13 protein-coding genes are annotated in these 20,606 nt (G+C 72.0%); 8 read left to right on the top strand and 5 right to left on the bottom strand.

The window, feature by feature from the left end; genetic code table 11:
- Positions 1–65: 65 nt before the first annotated feature.
- The gene (locus D2L64_RS22785) at positions 66–6,275 is read right to left on the bottom strand and encodes a DNRLRE domain-containing protein (RefSeq protein WP_119579252.1); all 6,210 of its coding nucleotides are present in this window, start codon (positions 6,273–6,275) and stop codon (positions 66–68) included.
- Between the two features lie 426 nt (positions 6,276–6,701).
- Between D2L64_RS22785 and D2L64_RS22780 the strand changes: the two genes are divergently transcribed.
- From D2L64_RS22780 to D2L64_RS22760, 5 genes are all read left to right on the top strand, one after another.
- Complete coding sequence (locus D2L64_RS22780) at positions 6,702–8,486, top strand: N-acetylglutaminylglutamine amidotransferase (RefSeq protein WP_119579251.1); 1,785 nt, start codon at positions 6,702–6,704, stop codon at positions 8,484–8,486.
- A 2-nt stretch (positions 8,487–8,488) separates the two neighbouring features.
- The gene (gene ngg / locus D2L64_RS22775; protein ID WP_119579250.1) at positions 8,489–10,411 is read left to right on the top strand and encodes an N-acetylglutaminylglutamine synthetase; all 1,923 of its coding nucleotides are present in this window, start codon (positions 8,489–8,491) and stop codon (positions 10,409–10,411) included.
- Positions 10,408–11,598, top strand: coding sequence for an osmoprotectant NAGGN system M42 family peptidase (locus tag D2L64_RS22770; protein ID WP_119579249.1), 1,191 nt, complete (start codon positions 10,408–10,410; stop codon positions 11,596–11,598). The genes ngg and D2L64_RS22770 overlap by 4 nt, the downstream gene beginning before the upstream one ends.
- A 334-nt stretch (positions 11,599–11,932) precedes the next feature.
- Positions 11,933–12,862, top strand: a complete 930-nt coding sequence (locus D2L64_RS22765) for a ribonuclease Z (protein ID WP_119579248.1) — start codon at positions 11,933–11,935, stop codon at positions 12,860–12,862.
- Entirely contained in the window at positions 12,859–13,368 is a 510-nt protein-coding gene (locus D2L64_RS22760) for a GNAT family N-acetyltransferase (RefSeq protein ID WP_119579247.1), read from the top strand. Before D2L64_RS22765 ends, D2L64_RS22760 begins: the two co-directional genes overlap by 4 nt.
- Before the next feature lie 258 nt (positions 13,369–13,626).
- On the opposite strand, the gene D2L64_RS22755 is transcribed toward D2L64_RS22760, so the two are convergent.
- From D2L64_RS22755 to D2L64_RS22745, 3 genes are all read right to left on the bottom strand, one after another.
- Positions 13,627–14,559, bottom strand: coding sequence for an intradiol ring-cleavage dioxygenase (locus tag D2L64_RS22755; RefSeq protein WP_119579246.1), 933 nt, complete (start codon positions 14,557–14,559; stop codon positions 13,627–13,629).
- A 157-nt stretch (positions 14,560–14,716) separates the two neighbouring features.
- A complete protein-coding gene (locus tag D2L64_RS22750; protein ID WP_119579245.1) occupies positions 14,717–16,087 on the bottom strand; it encodes a cystathionine beta-synthase in 1,371 nt (456 codons plus the stop codon).
- An 83-nt stretch (positions 16,088–16,170) separates the two neighbouring features.
- Positions 16,171–16,527: a YkvA family protein gene (locus tag D2L64_RS22745; RefSeq protein ID WP_119579244.1), complete on the bottom strand. Its 357-nt coding sequence runs from the start codon at positions 16,525–16,527 to the stop codon at positions 16,171–16,173.
- 139 nt (positions 16,528–16,666) lie between these two features.
- On the opposite strand from D2L64_RS22745, the gene D2L64_RS22740 reads away from it, so the two are divergent.
- The 3 genes from D2L64_RS22740 to D2L64_RS22730 all read left to right on the top strand — a co-directional run bounded on the left by D2L64_RS22740 (position 16,667) and on the right by D2L64_RS22730 (position 20,043).
- On the top strand, positions 16,667–17,719 hold the full coding sequence (locus tag D2L64_RS22740; RefSeq protein WP_119579243.1) for an SGNH/GDSL hydrolase family protein: 1,053 nt from the start codon (positions 16,667–16,669) through the stop codon (positions 17,717–17,719).
- A gap of 55 nt (positions 17,720–17,774) precedes the next feature.
- Positions 17,775–18,578 carry an SGNH/GDSL hydrolase family protein gene (locus D2L64_RS22735; RefSeq protein WP_119579242.1) on the top strand — a complete coding sequence of 268 codons (804 nt, stop codon included), beginning with the start codon at positions 17,775–17,777 and terminating at the stop codon, positions 18,576–18,578.
- Positions 18,579–18,783: 205 nt separating this feature from the next.
- On the top strand, positions 18,784–20,043 hold the full coding sequence (locus D2L64_RS22730; RefSeq protein ID WP_119579241.1) for an acetyl-CoA C-acetyltransferase: 1,260 nt from the start codon (positions 18,784–18,786) through the stop codon (positions 20,041–20,043).
- Positions 20,044–20,188: 145 nt separating this feature from the next.
- Here the strand turns inward: D2L64_RS22730 and D2L64_RS22725 are convergent, their stop codons facing one another.
- Positions 20,189–20,524, bottom strand: a complete 336-nt coding sequence (locus D2L64_RS22725) for a hypothetical protein (protein ID WP_119579291.1) — start codon at positions 20,522–20,524, stop codon at positions 20,189–20,191.
- Positions 20,525–20,606 lie beyond the last annotated feature (82 nt).

Raw genomic sequence — 20,606 nt, 5'->3', positions numbered from 1 at the left:
GACAGCGCGCCGCGCCGGCCCCGGTGACGAAACCAGGGCCGGCGCGGCAGTTCGCGCCCGATCACTCAGCGCCGCCAGCGCTGCCACAACCGGCGGCCGACCTTGTACGCACCGCGGGCCACACCGAATCCGGCGCCGTACGCCGTACCGTAGCCGCCCCAGCTCGACGCCTGGTCAGCACATCTGCCCCACTTCCTGGTGCGGTAGACACAGCTTCCGTAACCCGCGACCGCGCCCGCGGCGCCACCACGGCCCGCCCACTTGGCCGAGTAGTCCCAGCTCCGCTTGCCCCATGCCTTGACCGAGGGCCAACGGGACTTGGCGGCCCGCCAACCAGCCTTCGCACCCCGCCATGCCTGCTTGGCGACGTACTTTCCGGCCCGCGCACACCATCCCTTCGACACCCGGCACGCGGTCCATACGGCACGCCCCAGGAGCACCAGGCCGGCGATGATGGGGATGGCCTTGCCGTCCAGGTCCTCCTGGTTGACCGGGTCGGCGCAGGTGTATTCGTAGGGGTTGCAGCTGCCCCCGGGTACCGGGTCGACCTGGAGGAAGCGACCGGTGACGGTGTTGTAGAGGCGCACTCCCATGAGCACCATGCCGGACGGGGTGTCGGCCGCCCGTTGCTTGGCACCGAGCCAGCCGTACCGCTGAGTGCCGGCGTTCGCGGCGTCGCGCGGGGTGCCGTACTCGGTGGCCTCGCTGGTACGGGAGAGACCCTCGTCGTCACCGTCGATCGCCGCGACCAGATCGCCGTGCAGGTTGGCCAACTGCCAGTCGACCTGCCCGCTCTCACTGTCGAACGTGCCGGCCAGCCCGGAGATGCCGGCGACCGGTCGGGTGAACCGTTCGTCCGTCTCCTGTGTCCAGGAAGGGCGGTCATCGTCGCCAGCATAGTGGTGTACCGACTGCACGACGGTGCCGCTGGTGTTGTCGGTCCACGACCGGACCCGCTCACCGGTCACGTCGACGGTGTAGTCGGTGCTCCGGCCAGCCTGGGTGATGCTGTCGACCAGATTGGTCGAGTGGTACGTGATCGTCACGTGCCCACCGGTCGCGGACGTGTCGGCCGACGGCACCGTGGTGGTACGGCCGAGCGCGTCGTAGCCGTAGCCGGTGGTGTTCACCCGGTCGGCGGTGTCGTACGTCCAACTCCTCGACCACGCCGAGGTGGTGCTCTGGCAGGTGCCGTCGGCACCCGGTCCGTACTCGGTGACCGACGTGCGGTTGGCCGACGCGCTGAACCCGTACGACCGGGTGGTGCACTGGCCGCCGAGGGTGTCCCGGACCGAGGTGAGCCGGCCCGCCTGGTCGTAGCCGTAGCTCTGCTCGGACAGCGTCGACGCGCGTTCGCGCCACTGCCCGTGCACCGACTCGACGACACTCTCCGCGTACAGGGTGCAGTCGTCGGCGGCACAACCCGGCTTGACGTAGGTCAGGCCGACCTGGGTGCCGGTCTCGTCGGTCTCGTTGGTCACCTGTACCCCGTTGGGCCAGGTCTCGGTGGTCAGGTTGCCGTCGGCGTCGTAGCTGCCGGCGAAGGTGCCGGCCTGTGCATCGGTGACGGAGGTGAGCAGGCCACGCCGCTCGGTGCCGCCGTCGTAGGTGTGCGTCCGGGTGGCCTTGCCGTCGTTGCTGGTCACCACCCGACCGAGCAAGTCGTACGTGGTGGTGGCGGTGACCCCGTCGGCATCGGTGTACGAGATCTGCCGGCCGAGGCTGTCGTGGACGGTGACCACCTGTGCGGTCGCCAGCCCGCCGACGACGGACTGGACCCGGCTCAGCCGGCCGGTGGCCTGGTCGTGGACGTTGCGGGTGATCGGGACCGCCGTGCCGAGTCCGGCCGCGACGGCCACGCTGCTCTCGTACGTGCGGCCGGCGCCGTCGTACGTGGTGGTGACGGTCCGCAACGTTCCGGTACTGGTCTTCTCGGTCACCACCCGGGTCTGCTGGTACATGTCGTAGGTGGTCACCAGGGTCGGCAGTTCCGGGCCGGAGGCGGCCTGTCCGCCCGGTTGGACCCGGCAGGGCAGGTTCGCCCACTCCGGCCGCAGGTCGCACTCGGCGTAGCCGGAGCCGGCGGTGGCCCGGTAGTGGATCGTCCGCCGGGTGGCCGGCGTGGTGGTGCTGGTGCCGCCGGCCGGGGTGGTGGTCGAGGTGACCAGGCCGGTGATCGGGTCGTACGACGTCCGGGTGGCCTGGGCCAACCCGCCCGGGTCCACGGTCACCACCGTCGGCTGCCGCAGACCCCAGTCGTACGCGGTGGTGGTGGTCCGGATGTCGTGGTCGCTCTCCCGGCCGGCCGCGTCCCAGATCCGGACGCCCACCTCCTGCTTCGTGACCAGGTTGTACGGTCCGCCGGTGGTCGGTGCACCCTGGTCGAAGGTGTTCATGGTGTGCTTCCGCCCGCGGACCACCACGCCGGTGTTCAGCATGACGTCGTGTTCCGGTTCGAGGGTGCTGGTGAGCCGCTGCCCGTCGACGGAGTAGGTGTTGAGGGTGGAGCGGCTGCGGGCGAGCATGCTCTCCGCCGCCGCGTCGTCGGTCGTACTGGCGTTCAGCGCGCGGGCCCGGTTTCCGGCGGTGAGCGTCCGTACCGTGTTGCCCCACTGGTCGTACCAGGTGGCGCTGATGTGCCCGCCCGGCGTGGCGGTGTTCACCTCGCGGGCGTTGGCGTCCAGATAGGTGACCGTGGCCCGCTCGTAGGAGGAGGGCAGGGCGCCGGTGACCGGGTTGCCGGTCGGCACCTGGTTGGCCGGGAACACCGCCGTCGCGTCGGTGGGTGCCTCGGGCTGCGCCCACCGGCTGGTCTGCGCGGGCGACAGGTCGTACGGCGCGCCCGCGCCGGAGAGCGGCACCTTGTAGACGACGGTCTGGGTCGCCGTCCCGGCGGTGAGCGCCGAGCGGGTCACCGTGTGCAGCCGGCCCGCCCCCGGATCGCCGGGGAGGGTGGTGTAGCTCAGCTGCCAGGGTTCCTCCGCCACCGGCCGCACGCTGCTGAGGATCCCGGCGGCGGTGTAGTCGTAGGTCTCCCGCAGTTGCCGGACCGTGCCGCCGTCGTTCCAGTCCAGTCGCGGATCCCAGACGGCCCGCAACCGGCCCGCGTTGTCGTACGCGTACCGGGCCATCGGAACGGTCCGCATGGCCGGGGTGGCCAGGTCCGGATCCCAGGCGACGAAGGCGATCTCCTTCAGCCGACCGGTGTGGTCACCCCAGCCGGTCTCGCCGGTGCCGGTGGCCGTGGTGGCGGTCGCGTAGCTGAAGGTCAACGCCCGGCACCCCCGGGTCAGCGTGGCGCAGTTGACCCCGTCGACGACCGGCGCCAGCATCCGGACCGGCCGGACCACCTCCTTGCCCGCGACGGTGGCCTTCTCCCAGCCCAGCGTGGTGGTCTGGTTGTTACCGGGCACCAGCACCGAGGTCGGGAAGTACTTGCCCGCCGCCGTGCCGGCCACCCGGGTGAAGGTGACGTGGTTGCCGTCCTCGTCGATCAGCGAGTACGAGTCGCTGCCGCTGGTGTGGGAGAGCCGCAGGAACTCCATCCCGACCTCGGGGTCGAACGCGCTGGCCGTACGCCGGGTGAACCCGATGGTGTCGCCGTCCGGCAACCCCACCTGCACCAGTGACCCGTACACCGTGAGCGACGTGTACGGCGCGTCGGCCTCCTCCACGGTCACCCCGGACACCCAACCGGGCCCGAACATGTTCGCCGCGTCCGCCTCGGCCGCCCGCCGCGAGTTGTAGGACCGGGTCACCGTCAGGTCGGTGCCGTAGGAGTCCACCGACACGTCGGTGTCGGACAGGCTGAAGTTGCCGGTGATGAGGTTGACCGAGCCGGGGCCGACCTCCTCCGCTGCCGCCGACGCCTGGTCCCGGTCGAAGGTGATCTTCACCGGGCTGGAGGTGCCGCCGGTGCCGCCGACGAACGTGCCACGCACCTGCAACGGCCCGTTGCGGGGAATGGACTCCGCGTCGACCGCGGTGAGGGTGGCCTCCACGTCCCAGTTCAGCTTGGCGAAGTTGCCACCGCCGGTGGTCGGCAACGGCCAGCTGACCGAACCACCGCCGGCCGCGATCGTGACGTGGCCGGCCGGAATGTTCACCCAGGTGTCGGCGTCACCGCGCCGCCACTGGTAGGTCACCCCGGTGGCCGCCGCCTGGCCGACGCCGGTGACCGCCACCTTCGCCGCCGTGATGTCGCCCTCCTTGGGCGAGGTCACCGCTCCCGATCCGACGTTGAACGAGTACGCCCGGATGGCGGACTGGTTGCCGGCCCGGTCCCGGGAACGCACGTACAGCGTCTGCGGCCCATCCGTGGTGGGCGTGATCGAGACGGTGGCGTTACCACCCAGGCTGGCCGCGTTGACCGTCTGGTTGGGCGGGTTGACGTTGAGCCCGTACTCGTACGCGGACACGTCGGAGACGCCCGCCGCGCCGAGGGTGAAGCTGCCGGCCGTCCCGGCCGCACCGGCCCACTGCCCGGCCGGGTACGCGGTCGACGTGACCGTCGGCATCGCCGACGGCGCGACCGTGTCGATGATCATCGCGCAGTAGCCCGTCCACGGTCCGTTGCCGTTACCGTCGTTGCCCCGGGCCCGCCAGGAGTAGGTGCTGCCCTCGGCGAAGGCACCGGACGGCACCACCGTGGCCAGCCAGGAACCCGACGCACCGGGGCCGACGGTGGTGCCGCCGATCCGGGTGCCGCCGCCGGTGAGCCACTCGAACTCGGCCCGCACCGGCGAACCTTCCGCGTCGGTCACCTGCGCCCGCAGCTGCGGCGTCCGGGTGTTGACGTACGGCGTGCTCGTCCCGGTCGCGCAGGGCAGCGACGGTACCGTCGCCCGCGCCGTCACCGTGGGCAGCGTCTGGTACGTCAGCGTCACGTACGGGTCGTTGGCCCCCTCCATCGAGTGGAACCTCTTCCACCCCAGGTTGTCCGTCTCGGAGGCGGCCCGCAGTCCGATGTTGACGGTGCTGCAGCAGGTGACCCCGTTGGCCAGGTCCGCGAAGGCCGTGGTGACCGACGCGTTGACCCGACCGGCGGCGCAGGAGGAGTTGTAGCCCTTGGTCGCGGTGGTGTAGCCCAGCCGCTTGATCCAGGTCGGTTGGTTCGTCCACCGCGCCGAGGTGGTGACGTAGTTGGTCTGCCAGGTCTCCCACTGCCGGGCGGTGCACGACCAGGAGTGGTGGTTCCACAGGTACAACGTGGCCGCCTGGACCTGCTTGCCCTGCAACCACTCCATGTTGTGGAAGCTGAGGAAGGAGCGGGCCTTGGTCGTACCGCCGTCGTAGGTGCCGAGCTTCAGCTCGGTGGCGGCGGACTGGTCGCTGGTGAAGCCGATCTGCACGAAGGCGTCGTAGTTCGGCTTCAGCGTGACGGCGGGGTCGATGGTCACCGGGAAGGTCGTCGCCTGGTCCGCCAGCCACGTCTCGTCCGGGGTCAGGGTCACCGCCAGCCGGCCGCCCCGGGCGGCGCCGACCTTCTTGCCGACCCGGGTCTGCCGCAACCGCTCACCGGAGAGCGGGTCCACCCGGGCGTCCCACATCAGCGGCTCCGGTGACACCCCGACGGTCTCGCCGGAGGCGTCCCGGATCTCGAAGCCACCCTGGTCGTCGGCGACCGCCTTGAGCCCCTTGCCGCGCAGCGGCAGCGAGATGCTGCGGACCTGCGCGACGGCACGACGGTTCTTCACCACGAGGTACTGCTCGAACCCGGTCCGGGTCGACTCGACCACCAGGTCCACGCCGGGACGCACCTCGGGGTAGGTGGCCCGGGTGCCGTCCACCTCGGGCGCCGGCAGGGCACCGGACCAGCCCAGCGACAGTTGGTCGCCGTCCCGGCCGACGGTCACCAGGTCGTGCTCGCCCGCCCCGGCCGGGCCGGAGAGCCGCAGCCCGTTCGGGTGGACCTTCGCCCGCACCGAGCCGTCCGGCTGGCGGGCCAGGTCGAAGTCGACCGCCTGCCAGGCGCCGGAGTCGTCGCGGACCCGTACCGGCCCGAGGTGGACCTCGGCCTCGACGCGCCCGTCGGGCAGCGCCCAGAACTCGGACGTCTCCGACGTGAGTCCGCCGATGCGGACCTTCCTGCCGGTGAGTCGAGCGGTGTGGATCGCGGCGGCCTCGTCCGGCCGCTCCAGGATCTGCGCCGTGGTCGACGCGGCGGGCTGCACCGGCTCCGGTGCGGTCGCCGCCTGCGCCGGCCGGGTGACCACCCAGTCCGCCATGGTGGCGGTCAGCACCGCGGACAGGCCGACGGCGATCAGTCGCCGCATTCCCGGTCTCGCCCTGGGCAACAGCCGCGCCGGCGATCTGGGCACACGTGTGGGACTACCCACTGGTCCTCCCCCGTTAGCAATCAGTGAGGATCAGACCGTACGGGCCACCAAGATCTCGATGCATCCCGATATCCACTATGGATTACCGACCGTTCGGTCGATGCCCTCGGGCGGCCGACCTGCATTGCCGATCTTCGATCGGGGGCGAGTACGCGGCGGAGCTGGCAAGAATTAGGGCATTCGTCACAGAGCAGCCGGTCGGGCGATTGGTAAACAAGGCCAGCTACCGGATGAAAGCTCCCGCGATCATGAACATCCGGTGCACACGTTGATCGCGTGGGGCGCGGATTCTAGCAAGGCTGTTACCCGACCGTCATGGTCTCAACAGGCGGATCGCAACAACCTCTGGCAGCATGGGCTGGCATGTGCGGGCTGGCTGGGGAATTCCGACGGGACGCGACGCGTGCCGAGGTGACGGCGGTCGAGCGGATGGCCGCCACGATGTGCGACCGAGGGCCCGACGGCAGCGGGATCTGGTCCCAGGGGCCGGTCGCGCTCGGGCATCGCCGCCTCAAGATCATCGACCTCTCCGCCGCCAGCGGGCAACCCATCGTCGACTCCACCACCGGGTTGGCGGCCGTCTTCAACGGCTGCATCTACAACTACCGCGAACTGCGCGCCGAGCTGTCCGCGAAGGGCCACCACTTCTTCTCCACGGGCGACAGCGAGGTCGTGGTCAAGGCGTACACCGAGTGGGGGCTCGACTTCGTCGACCACCTGATCGGCATGTTCGCCGTGGCGATCAGCGAGCGGGACACCGGCCGGCTGGTGCTCGCCCGGGACCGGCTCGGCATCAAGCCGCTATACCTCGCCGAGTCCCCCGGCGTGGTGCGCTTCGCCAGCACCCTGCCCGCCCTGCTGGCCGGCGGCGGGGTGGACACCACCATCGACCCGGTGGCGCTGGCCCACTACCTCAGCTTCCACAGCATCGTGCCGCCGCCGCGCACCATCCTGCGCGGCGTCAGCAAGCTTCCGCCGGCCACCGTCCGGGTGTACGAGGCCGACGGCCGCAGCCACGAGCGGGTCTACTGGAACCCGCCGTTCCTGCGGCGCGCCGAGCACACCGACTGGTCGGAGCAGGACTGGCAGGACGCGTTGCTCGACTCGCTGACCACCGCCGTACGTCGGCGGATGGTGGCCGACGTACCGGTCGGCGTACTGCTCTCCGGCGGGTTGGACTCCAGCCTGGTGGTGGCGCTGCTCGCGGGTGAGGGGCAGCGCGGGCTCTCCACCTTCTCCATCGGCTTCGACACCGTCGGCGGTCGGGAGGGCGACGAGTTCCGCTACTCCGACGTGGTCGCCAAGACGTTCGACACCGACCACCACCAGATCCGGGTCGCCGCACAGGATCTGGTGCCGCCGCTGGAGGCCGCCGTCGCCGCGATGAGCGAGCCCATGGTCAGCCACGACTGTGTGGCGTTCTACCTGCTCAGCCAGGAAGTGTCCCGGCACGTCAAGGTGGTCCAGTCGGGCCAGGGCGCCGACGAGATCCTCGGCGGATACCACTGGTATCCGCCGCTGCACCACGTCGACCGCGAGCAGGCCCTCGACACGTACGCTCGGGCCTTCTTCGACCGCGACCGGGCCGGCCTGGCCGAGGTGCTCAACCCCGACTGGCTCGCCGACGGCGATCCGGCGCGGGAGTTCGTCGCGGCGCACCTCGCCCAGCCCGGCGCGCAGACCGCCGTCGACGCCGGCCTGCGCATCGACACCCAGATCATGCTGACCGACGACCCGGTCAAGCGGGTCGACAACATGACCATGGCGCACGGGCTGGAGGCCCGGGTGCCGTTCCTGGATCACGAGTTCGTCGAACTGGCCGCCGCCTGCCCGCCGGAGCTGAAGTTGGCCCAGGGTGGCAAGGGCGTGCTTAAGGAGATCGGCCGCCGGGTACTGCCGCACGAGGTCATCGACCGGCCGAAGGGCTACTTCCCGGTGCCGGGCCTCACCCACCTGGAGGGCAAGCTCCTCGACCGGGTCCGCGACGCGTTGCACGCGCCCGAGGCCCGCCGCCGAGACCTGTTCCGCACCGACTACGTCAACGCCCTGCTCGACGCCCCCAACGCCGAACTGACCCCGTTGAACGGAAACAAGCTGTGGCAACTCGGACTCCTGGAAATGTGGCTCCAGAGCCACGGAATCGACTGAGCGTGACCGACACCCTGGCGACCGGGGTGGCCCGGACCGACCGAGGTCGGGGCGCCGGACGGCGGTACGAACGGGTCGGGCCGGGTGGTGATCCGGTCGCGGTGAGCGGCGGCACCGACGGTGCCGGGGAGGAGCAGCACCCTCGCGGCGACGAGGGTGTGGTGCTCGACTGTGGCTGGGGACGGCTGGTCTTCGGCCAGACCTTCCACGACCAGGCCGCCGTCGCCGACGTGCTGCGGTCCGAGGCCGCGGGCGCCCGGGACATCTGCATCTACCTCCGTGACCCGCACGTACTGGTCTCCCGGTTGCCCGACGAGCTGTTCATCGACCCGTCGCTGACCTACCGGCTGCCGCTGACCGGTTTCCGCCCCGACACCGGCAGCGCCGGGGAGGCCGGCCGCGCCGGGGAGGCCGGCCGCGCCGGGGAGGCCGGCCGCGCCGACCCGCCGGCCGCCTTCGACGGCCGTCCCGAACTGCCCGGGGTACGCATCCGCCGGCTCCGCGACGCCGCCGACGCGGACGCGGTCAACCGGATCTACGCCGCCAACGGCATGGTCACCGCGCCGGTCGAGGTGCTGGTCGACAATGCCGCCACCGACCGGTTCCTGCACCTGGTCGCGGAGGCGACGACCGGTGAGATCGTCGGCACCATCACCGGCGTCGACCACGTGGCGGTCTTCGACGATCCGGAGGAGGGCGCCAGCCTGTGGTGCCTGACCGTCGACTTCAACCAGGCACCGCCCGGCACCGGCCAGGCCCTGATCACCGAGTTGGCCGCCCGGCTGATCGCCCGGGGCCGGGCCTACGTCGACCTGTCGGTGCTCGCCGAGAACCTCGGCGCGATCCGGCTCTACGAACGGCTCGGCTTCTACCGCACCGCCACGCTCTGCGTGAAGCGGAAGAACCCGATCAACGAGCGGCTGTTCCTGCCCGCCATGCCGGTCGGCTACGACCAGCTCAACCCGTACGCGAAGATCGTCGCCGACGAGGCGATGCGGCGCGGCATCCGGGTGGAGGTGACCGACCCGCAGTGGGGTGAACTGCGGTTGACCAGCGGCGGCCGGACCATCCTCACCCGGGAGTCGCTCTCCGAGCTGACCTCGGCGGTGGCGATGAGCCGCTGCGACGACAAGCGGGTCACCCGCCGGATCCTGACCGAGGCCGGCCTGTCGGTGCCGCGTGGGCGCACCGCCACCGGTGACTCGGCCGACGCCGAGTTCCTGACCGAGGTGGGTCAGCTGGTGGTCAAGCCGGCCCGCGGCGAGCAGGGCAACGGCATCACCGTCGGCGTACGCAGCCCCGAGGCGCTGGCCGCCGCGATCGAGTTGGCCGCCCGGTTCTGCCCGGAGGTGCTGCTCGAAGAGCTGTGCACCGGTGAGGACCTACGGGTGATCGTGATCGACCACGAGGTGGTCGCCGCCGCGGTACGCCGCCCCGCCGCGATCACCGGCGACGGGGTGCACGACATCGCCGAGCTGATCGAGCGGCAGAGCCGGCGCCGGGCCGCCGCCACCGGCGGCGAGTCCCGCATCCCGCTGGACGACATGACCCGGGAGGTGGTCGCCGAGGCCGGCTACGAGCTGCACGACGTGCTGCCCGAGGGGCAGACGCTGGCCGTGCGGCGGACCGCCAACCTGCACACCGGCGGCACCATCCACGACGTCACCGGTGAACTGCACCCGGTGATCGCCGAGGCGTGTGTGGCCGCCAGCCGGGCGCTGGACATCCCGGTCACCGGTCTCGACCTGCTGGTACCGGCCCCGGACCGACCCGAGCACGTCTTCATCGAGGCCAACGAGCGGCCCGGGCTGGCCAACCACGAGCCGCAGCCCACCGCCGAACGGTTCGTGGATCTCCTTTTCCCCGGGACTCGCGCGCCGCAACGGCTCTGGACCCCGGCGGGTGCGGCACCATCTGGGGCATGACCGTACGCAAGATCACGCCGTTGCCGATCGACCTCGACTACCTCCGCCAGGTGCTGGTGGAACTGCTGGACATCGCCAGCCCGTCGGGGCGTACCGACCACGTGCAGCAGTACGTGGGCGAGCGGCTGTCGGCGCTCGGCATCCCCTCGACGCTGACCCGTCGGGGTGCCCTCAGCGCCTGCCTGCCCGGCCCTCGGGAGCACGGTGCGGACCGGGCGATCGTGGTGCACACCGACACCATCGGCGGGATGGTCAAGCGGCTCAAGGAGAACGGCCGGCTGGAGCTGAAGCCGATCGGTACGCACAGCGCCCGGTTCGCGGAGGGTGCGCACGTACGGATCTTCACCGACGACCTGGACCGGGTGGTCACCGGTCAGGTGCTGCCGTTGAAGGCCAGCGGCCACCGCTACAACGATGCGGTCGACGAGCAGGGCATCGGCTGGGAGCAGGTCGAGGTGCGCGTCGACGAGCCGGTGGAGGACATCGCCGGCCTGCGGGCGCTCGGCATCGACGCGGGCGACTTCGTGGCGTTCCTGCCCAACCCGACGATCACGCCCAGTGGGTTCGTCAAGTCCCGCCACCTGGACGACAAGGCGGGGGTGGCCGCGGTGCTCACCGCGATGAAGGCCATGATCGACGCAGGGGTGCAGCCGGCGGTCACCGCGCACCTGCTGATCACCGTGACCGAGGAGATCGGCCACGGCGCCTCGCACGGCCTGGACCCGGACGTCGCCGAGATCGTCTCGGTGGACGCCGCGGTGGTCGCCCCCGGGCAGCAGTCCCGGGAGAACGTCGCGACCCTGGCCATGGGCGACGGCGTCGGCCCGTTCGACTACCACCTCACCCGCAACCTGGCCGCCATCGCCCGGGAACACGACGTGGAACTGGTCCGGGACGTCTTCGACTACTACCGCTCGGACGTGGCGGCGGCGGTCGAGGCGGGCGCCCACGCCCGGGTAGCCCTGCTCGGCTTCGGCGTCGACGCCACCCACGGGCACGAACGCACCCACCTCGACGGGTTGCACCACCTGACCCAACTGCTCTGCCTCTACCTGCAGAGCGACCTGGTGTTCCCGGAGTGGGACGCCGAGCCCGAGGGTGACCTGGCCGACTTCCCGTCACTGGCGGTGCAGCCGGCCAGCGCGGACGGCCCCCGCAATGGCCCGATCGGCATCGCCCAGGACTGACCGCGACGCCCCGGCACGGGCCTCCCCACCGATGTGATCGAAATCCGTTGCCGGCGGGGCCGCCGCTGGATAACGTGGCGGTACACGTGAAAGGAGGTGGTCCAGACTTGTATAGCAATCGGACTCGTGAGGTGGCTGTCCGCTAGCCGCTGTCCTCGACAGTGACCGTCTGTTCGCAGGCGGGCAGAAACAAGCGTCGAGACCGTGTGGCAGCGGTGCGGCGAATCCACGACAAGCCACCCGACCCCCGGGGTGCCGACCCAGTCCAGTCGGCCCGCGCCAGCGCGGACACCCCGGGGGTCGCCCTTTGTCCGGGTCAGCCCTGGAGGTCCCCGTGTCGATGCGTGAGCTGGTGGTGCTGGGGACGGCCAGCCAGGCGCCGACCCGGGCCCGCAACCACAACGGGTACGTGCTGCGCTGGGACGACGAGGTGATCCTCTTCGACCCGGGCGAGGGCAGCCAGCGGCAGCTGCTGCACACCACCGTCACCGCCACCGACCTGACCCGGATCTGCGTCACCCACTTCCACGGCGACCACTGCCTCGGCCTGCCCGGCACCATCCAGCGGCTCTCCCTGGACCGGGTGTCGCGTCCGGTCGCGGTGCACTTCCCGGCCGAGGGTGCCGAGTACTTCGCCCGGCTGCGGCACGCCAGCTCCTTCTACGAGACCGCCGAACTGGCCGTCACGCCGATCGAGGCGGACGGGCAACGGATCCCGCTGCGCTGCGGCACGCTGGAGGCCCGCCGGCTGCGGCACCCGATCGACACGTACGGCTACCGGCTGGTGGAGCCGGACAGTTACCGGATGCTGCCGGAGCAACTGGCCGCGTACGACATCGGCGGGCCGGCCGTCGGCGAGCTGCAGCGCGTCGGCCACCTCGACCTGGACGGGCGCCGCATCACCCGGGACGAGGTGAGCGTGCCCCGCCCCGGGCAGCGGTTCGCCTTCGTGATGGACACCGGCCTCTGCGACGGGGTGTACGCCCTGGCCGAACACGCCGACCTGCTGGTGATCGAGGCAACGTTCCTGGACTCGGAGGCGCAACTCGCCGCCGAGGTCGGGCACCTCACCGCCGGCCAGGCCGCACGCGTGGCGGCCGAGTCGGGGGTACGCCGACTTGTGCTCACCCACTTCTCCCAGCGGTACGCCGACCCGCGCCGCTTCGCCGACGAGGCACGTACCCAGTTCGACGGTGACCTGGTGATCGCCGAGGATCTGACCACCGTGCAGGTCCCTCCGCGGCGGGTAACCTCGGCTGGGTGACTGTCACGCTGCGTGCCGCGACCGCCGACGATCTGCGGGCGGTGGGCCGGCTGCACCAGCGTTCCCGGGTCGCCGCGTACTCGTCGTTCCTGCCGCCCGAGGCGCTGGCCGACCCGACCCCCGAGGCCATGGGCGAATACTGGGTCGAGCGATGGACCTGGGAGCGCGACAGCCACCGGATGATCCTGGCCATGCGGGGCGATGCCCTGGCCGGTTTCAGCTATTCCGGCCCGGACGACGAGAACGAACCGGACACCGGCCTACTCTGCGCGATTCATCTGGCCCCGGCCGAGCGCGGCCGGGGCGTCGGCCGGGAGCTGATGGTCGACGCGCTGGCCGGCATGCGGACGCGGGGCTGGCGCCACGCGGTGCTCTGGGTGCTGCGCGAGAACACCACCGCCCGCCGCTTCTACGAACGTGGCGGCTGGTCCCCCACCGGAGTGGAGCGCATCGAGCTGATCGGCACCACGCAAACCCCGCAACTGCGCTACAGCCGCCCCCTCTGATTCCCTATCGGCGCGGGACCGAACGCCGCGAGATCTTGGACAGTTTCCGTCGGCGGCTGACGGCAACTGTCCAAGATCTCGAACATTGCGTCGATCATGTCGGGCAGCTCGCCACCCTTCTCTGCTGTCCAGGATCGGCGTTGCGTCCGGGCTCGGCGTTGATACCGCGCTGGCAGCCGGCAGGAAACCGTCCCGATACGCCCGCGCATCGGTCGCCACGAGTTCGTGGCCACCGCGCGCCGAAGCTCGGCGTCGATCTCAGGTTCCGTCCTGGTCGGAGTCGACCCCGAAGTTGATCACGCCGAGGTACCCGTCGCCGTCCTCGCGTACCGTCAGCAGCATGCTGTCGGCGTAGATGGAGTCGTTGTCGTTGAAGGTGTCCCGCCCGGTGTGCGCCGCGTACGGCTGGCTGGCGTAGATCTTCGAGTTCAGCGCCTCGTCGAACATCACCTGGCTGGTCAGCACCCGGGCGTTGTCGAGGTGCACCATGGCGTGGATGTGCACCGTACGTCCCCGGTACCAGCCCGGCCAGATGGTGGTGAACTCGACGATGCCGTCGGCGTTGGTCACCTGCGCACCCCGCAGGTAACGCTGGTCGTCGGTCGGGGTCAGATCGCCCATGTCGCCCCCTCGGGTGTCGCCCCCGCCCGGGGAGCCGCCGGGAGCGCCACCCGGGCCACCGCCCGGCGCGGCGCCACTCGGCACACCACCACCCGGCGCGGCGCCACTCGGCGCACCACCACCCGGCGCGGTGCCGCCGCCGGAGGCACCGTTCGCGCCGGACGACTGCGCCTCGGCCCCGGAGTAGAGCCCCGCCGCGTCACAGTGCCAGATCTCCACCACCGCGTTCGGCAGCGGACCGCACTGCTCGCTGTCCTGCACCCGAATGGCCAGCCGGAGCAGGGTGCCCTCGCGATCCTCCCGGATGTCGCTACGGATCTTGTCCGCGTCGAAGTAGTACGGCCCCTGGGTGGTGCTCGCCGTCAGGGTGCAGGTGTTCACCCCGTCGAAGAGCGCGGTCAGGTCGTTGGCAGTGGTCGCCTGCGGCGCGGCGGTCGCACCGGTCGAGGTGGTGACGGTCCCGCTGCCCCGCCCACAGGCGGCCAATAACCCGGCCAGCCCCACCGAGCTGATTCCGGCGATCACCCGCCGCCGACTGACCCGCTGACCCTCATGGTGGTCGTACCCCATCGTTGCCTCCCGTCGTCGTGCCTGGCGGCAACGCTAGGCAGGACGGATGGGTGGAGACTTTGCCGCACTTGTGCATCCGCTGTGCCACTCGGCGGCGGACGTCGACCGGGCCCCTGCCGTCCGCGAGGCGTCAGGCAGGGGCCGTGCCGCACCCGCCTCAGCGGGCGCCGAGGTGGGCGAGCAGGTCCTGGCGGGTCAGTACGCCCTTGGGCTTGCCGTCGATCAGCACCAGCGCCGCGTCGGACTTCTCCAGCAGGTTGACCGCCTCGCTGACCGGCTGGCCACCGCCGACCATCGGCAGCGGCGCCGCCATGTGCCGCTCGATCGTGTCGTGCAGCTGGGCCTGGCCGGTGAAGAGCGCGTCGAGCAGATCCCGTTCGGCGATCGAACCGGCCACCTCGCCGGTGACCACCGGCGGCTCGGCCTTGAGCACCGGCAGCTGCGAGACGCCGTACTCACGCATGTAGTCGACCGCGTCGCGGACCGTCTCCGTCGGGTGCACATGCACCAACTCGGGCAGGCCACCCGGCTTGCTGGCGAGCGCCTCGGCGACAGTCGGCTCTGAGCCGGAGTTGTCGAGGAACCCGTAGCGGGCCATCCAGCTGTCGTTGAAGATCTTGGACAGGTAGCCCCGGCCACCGTCCGGCAGCAGCACCACGACCACGTCGTCCGGGCCGGCGGAGCGCGCCACCTGCAGCGCGGCCACCGCCGCCATGCCGCAGGAGCCGCCGACCAGCAGCCCCTCCTCGCGGGCCAGCCGCCGGGTCATCTCGAAGGACTGCTTGTCCGAGACCTCGATGATCTCGTCGGCCACGCCCCGGTCGTAGGTCTCCGGCCAGAAGTCCTCGCCGACCCCCTCGACCAGGTACGGCCGGCCGGTGCCGCCGGAGTAGACGGAACCCTCCGGGTCGGCGCCGATGACCTTGACCGCGCCGCCGGACGCCTCCTTGAGGTAACGGCCGATGCCGGAGATGGTGCCGCCGGTACCCACGCCCGCCACGAAGTGGGTGATCCGACCCTCGGTCTGCTTCCACAGCTCCGGACCGGTGCTCTCGTAGTGCGAGCGGGGGTTCGCCGGGTTGGCGTACTGGTTGGGCTTCCAGGCACCGGGGATCTCCCGGGCCAGCCGGTCGGAGACGTTGTAGTACGAGCGCGGGTCCTCCGGCGCGACGGCGGTCGGGCAGACCACCACCTCCGCGCCGTACGCCCGCAGCACGTCCTGCTTGTCCTGGCTGACCTTGTCGGGGCAGACGAAGACGCACTTGTAGCCCTTGAGCTGCGCCACCAGGGCCAGCCCGACACCGGTGTTCCCGCTGGTCGGCTCGACGATGGTGCCACCCGGCCGGAGGATTCCGGCGGCCTCGGCGTCCTCCACCATCCGCAGCGCGATCCGGTCCTTCACCGACCCGCCGGGGTTGAGGTACTCCACCTTCGCCAGCACCGTCGCCTGGATGCCCTCGGCCACGTTGCGCAGCCGCACCAGCGGGGTGTTGCCGATCATGTCGACGACGTTGTCGTAGTACTGCACCTCGTTGTGCCCTTCTCCTCCGGCGCCGGCGTCGCAGGCCGGGCGGGTTGCTCGCGAGATTCCCGCGCCCAGGGTACGTCGGGTCAGGGCACCACGTGGCCGGGGACCACGGGCCCGCCACGCGACTCCCACTCCAGGAAGCGTTCGGTCTCGGCCAGCACCGCCCCGGCCAGCCAGGTGACCATCACCGCGTCGTCGATCAGCCCGAAGACGGTCAGGAACATCTCCGGCACCGCGTCGATCGGAGAGACGATGTACGCCGTCGCCGCTGTCATCATGGCCAGCCGGAGACCGCCGTCGTACCGCCCGCGGGCGGTCGCGGCGATCATCCTGGGCAGCGCGCCGACCCGGGCGCCGAGCGACGGGCCACCCCGGGCACCGGCGGTCAACGCCCGGGCCAGGGCCACGAAGGCCGCACCCCGCTTCAACGTCTTAGCCATCGTCCTGCTCCTCTCCACGTGCAGCGTGACGACCCGACGCAACAGTGCCATTCAAGTACCCAGATCCGACGTTTTCCAGGCACCGCGACCGGCGGCCCGACGACAGCGGGGCGTCGGACCGGCGCGCTAGTGTCGCGGTATGGGGGTCGCTGGTTCCGTCGTACCGGACCGTCCGCGCTGGCACCGCGCGTGGCGGGTGGCCCGGCTGGCAGCGCTCGGCACCGGCGCCACCGCGGCGGCCGGGGCCGCCGCGACCGGCGTGCTGCTCGGCCAGGCCCGGCAGGCCCGCCGCACCATTCCGATGGCGGAGGCACCGCCGCCACGCTGCGACGGGGTGTACGGCGCCAAGTTCCCCGGTGCCGCCGTCACCATGGTCGTGCTCGGCGATTCCTCCGCCGCCGGTTACGGCGTGCACCGGCGCCGGGAGACGCCCGGCGCGTTGCTGGCCACCGGCCTGTCCCGGCGGCTCCAGCGGCCGGTGCGGTTGCACCGCTTCGCCGTGGTGGGCGCCATCTCCGCCGCGCTCAGGTTCCAGGTCGAGGCGGCGCTGGAGTGCGACCCCGACGTCGCGGTCATCCTGATCGGCGCCAACGACGTGACCAACCGTACGCCGCCCGCCCTGGCCGTGCGCTACCTCGTCGAGGGGGTCCGCGCACTGCGGGCGGCCGGCGCCGAGGTGGTCGTCGGCACCTGTCCGGACCTGGGCGCGATCCGTCCCATCCAACCGCCGCTGCGCTGGCTGGCCCGTCGGTGGAGCCGGCAGTTGGCCGCCGCGCAGACGGTGGCGGTGGTCTCGGCGGGCGGCTGGACGGTCTCCCTCGGCGACCTGTTGGGCCCACGCTTCGACGCCGAGCCGGGGCGGATGTTCGCCTGGGACCGGTTCCACCCGTCCGCCGAGGGGTACGCGGCGGCCGCCGCCGCGCTACTGCCCACCGTGCTCTCCGCACTCGGCCACGGCGCCGAACGCAGGCCTTCGCCGACCCGCCTGGAAGGCGTACGGTCATTGCCGAAGGCTGCTCACGTCGCCGCGCGGCATCCGGGCACGGAGGTCAGCGGCACGAAGGTCCGGGGTAGCGAGAGCGGTCCGGGCGGCCGCTGGGCGCAGCTGCGGCGGCGACGGCTCTTCGGAGTCGGTGCGGCGGCGCAGTCGGCTCCCGCGACCGACACACCCGCAGTGGAGGGACTCACATGACCCAGCGGAACAGGCACCACCACCCCGCCGGCACGGGCGGGCGGGCGGCGACGAGATGATCGTCCGGTCTCCCGGTGCCCGGGCCGCTGCCCGGGTCGCGCGTACCGCCGCCGTCTCGCTGCTGGCCGGCACCCTCGGCGGCGCGGCCGTGCTCGCCGGTCAGGCCGTCGTGGCCCGCAACCGCAGGTACGCCCAGCCGGAGCTGGGGCTCGCCCTGCGGGCGACGGTCGGCCGGGTCGACGCACCGCCACTGCGCCTGGTGCTGCTCGGCGACTCGTCCGCCCTCGGGGTCGGCGTCGACCGCCTCGGCGACACCATCGGCGGGCAACTGGCCGACCTGCTCGCCGAGGGATCGGCCGGTCGGCAGGTACGCCTGTCCAGCGTCGGCGTCTCCGGTTCCCGCTCCACCGACCTGGCCACCCAGGTGGCCCGCGCGTTGCTCGGCGAACGGCCGGACGTGGCGGTCGTGCTGGTCGGCGCGAACGACGCGACCAGCCTGCGCCGGCCCGCCGACGCCGCCGCCTACCTCGGCGCGGCGGTGCACCGGCTACGCCAGGCCGGCGTCGAGGTCGTGGTCGGCACCTGCCCGGATCTCGGCGCCGTACGGGCCATCGCGCCCCCACTGCGCCAGGTCGTCGGCTGGATGGGCCGCCGGGTCGGTCAGGCCCAGACGAAGGCGGTACTCGACGCCGGTGGCACGGTGGTCGACCTGGCCACCGAGACCGGCCCGGTGTTCCGGGCCGATGCCGGCGCGTTCTGCCACGACGGCTTCCACCCCTCGGCCGACGGCTACCGGGTCTGGGCACACGCGCTGTTGCCCGCGGTGGCGGCCGCGGCCGCGGTGGCCCCCCGCCGCTGAGCCCGCCCCGGGCCCAGTGGTGGCCTCCGCGCCGCTGAGTCCGCCCTGGGCCGCCCGGTGGTGACGGGGTCACCCGCGTCGCCAGCCGGTGACAGCTCCCGCCGGACGGGCAGCTCCCACCGGACGGGCAGCTCCCACCGGACGGGCAGCTTCCGCCGGACGGGCAGCTTCCGCCACAAGTTACCGGCGGGTTAACGTTGGTGCCATGCCGATTGAGTCGTCCCGCGACGCCGTGATCGTCGCCACCGCGCGCTCCCCCATCGGTCGGGCCCACAAGGGGTCCCTCCGCGACCTCCGCCCGGACGATCTCGCCGCCACCATCGTGCAGGCGGCGCTGGCCAAGGTGCCCCAGCTCGACCCGCGGGAGATCGACGACCTGTACCTCGGCTGCGGCCTGCCCGGCGGCGAACAGGGCTTCAACCTGGCCCGGGTGGTCGCCGTACTGATGGGGCTCGACGGCCTGCCCGGCGCCACCACCACCCGGTACTGCGCCTCCTCCTTGCAGACCACCCGGATGGCCATGCACGCGATCCGGGCCGGCGAGGGCGACGTCTTCGTCTCCGCCGGCGTGGAGACCGTCTCCCGGTACGCTCGCGGTAGCTCCGACGGGCTGCCCACGGAGGCGCAGGCGCTGGTGGGCCGCTGGGAGAACCCGCGCTTCGCCGATGCACAGGAACGTTCCCAGGCCCGGTCCGAGGCCGGCGCCCCCACCTGGACCGATCCCCGCGCCGACGGTGCGCTTCCCGACATCTACCTGTCCATGGGGCAGACCGCCGAGAACCTCGCCCAGGTGTACGACGTGTCCCGCGCCGACATGGACGAGTTCGGCGTACGCAGCCAGAACCTGGCCGAGAAGGCGATCGCGGACGGCTTCTGGGCCCGCGAGATCACCCCGGTCACCACCGGAGACGGCACGGTGGTCAGCACCGACGACGGCCCCCGCGCGGGGGTGACGCTGGCGGCGGTCTCCGCTTTGCAGCCGGTCTTCCGGCCGGACGGCCGGATCACTGCCGGCAACTGCTGCCCGCTCAACGACGGCGCCGCCGCCGTGGTGGTGATGAGTGCCCAGCGGGCCGACGAACTGGGAATCACCCCGCTGGCCCGGATCGTCTCCACCGGCGTCACCGCACTGTCCCCGGAGATCATGGGACTCGGCCCGGTCGAGGCGAGCCGGCAGGCGCTCCGGCGGGCCGGGATGAGCATCGACGACGTCGACCTCGTCGAGATGAACGAGGCGTTCGCCGCCCAGGTGATCCCGTCGTACCGTCAGCTCGGGATCCCCGAGGAGAAGCTGAACGTGATGGGCGGCGCGATCGCCGTCGGCCACCCCTTCGGGATGACCGGCGCCCGGATCACCGGCACCCTGCTCAACGCCCTGCAGTGGCACGACAAGACCATCGGCCTGGAGACCATGTGCGTGGGCGGCGGGCAGGGCATGGCGATGGTGCTGGAACGGCTCAGCTGAGCCGCCCGGTCAGGATTGGCGGGCCACCGCCCGGCCCGGGATTGGCGGGCCACCCGCCACGATCGACGGTTCCGGCTGGCCCTTGAGCGCGGTCCGGCAAGCACCGACGGTCCGGCAAGCACCGCGACCGCTGACGCGCCGGTCGCTAGAGCGCGGCCCGGGTCGTGGCCACCTCGGCCGCGGCCCGGGCCAGTGCCTCTTCGGACGGGTCGACGGCGAGCAGGTCGGCCGTGACCACCCGAAGCTGGTCGGGCAGGGCCAGGTGGTTGTCGAGCCGAGGTACGGCCCGCCGTGGCTTCCCCTCCACGTCGGCCGTCAGGTCGGCGATGTCCTGGACCAGCCGGTGCACCAGATCGGCCCGGGACACGTTGCCGACCGAGGCGGCAGCCGACCATCGCCCCTGTTGCCAGTGCCCCACCTGCCGCACCAGCAACTCGACCCCCCCCCCCCCCCCACCGCCCCCCCCCCCCCCCCCCCCCACCACCCCCCCCCCCCCCCCACCCCCCCCCCCCCCCCCCCCCCCCCCCCCCCCCCCCCCCCCCCCCCCCCCCCCCCCCCCCCCC

Origin of the sequence: Micromonospora radicis, from assembly GCF_003583405.1 — a bacterium.
GTDB classification, from domain to species: domain Bacteria; phylum Actinomycetota; class Actinomycetes; order Mycobacteriales; family Micromonosporaceae; genus Micromonospora; species Micromonospora radicis.
The sequence above is the reverse complement of the archived record's forward strand: the minus strand, read 5'-3'. Positions and strand labels throughout refer to the sequence as shown.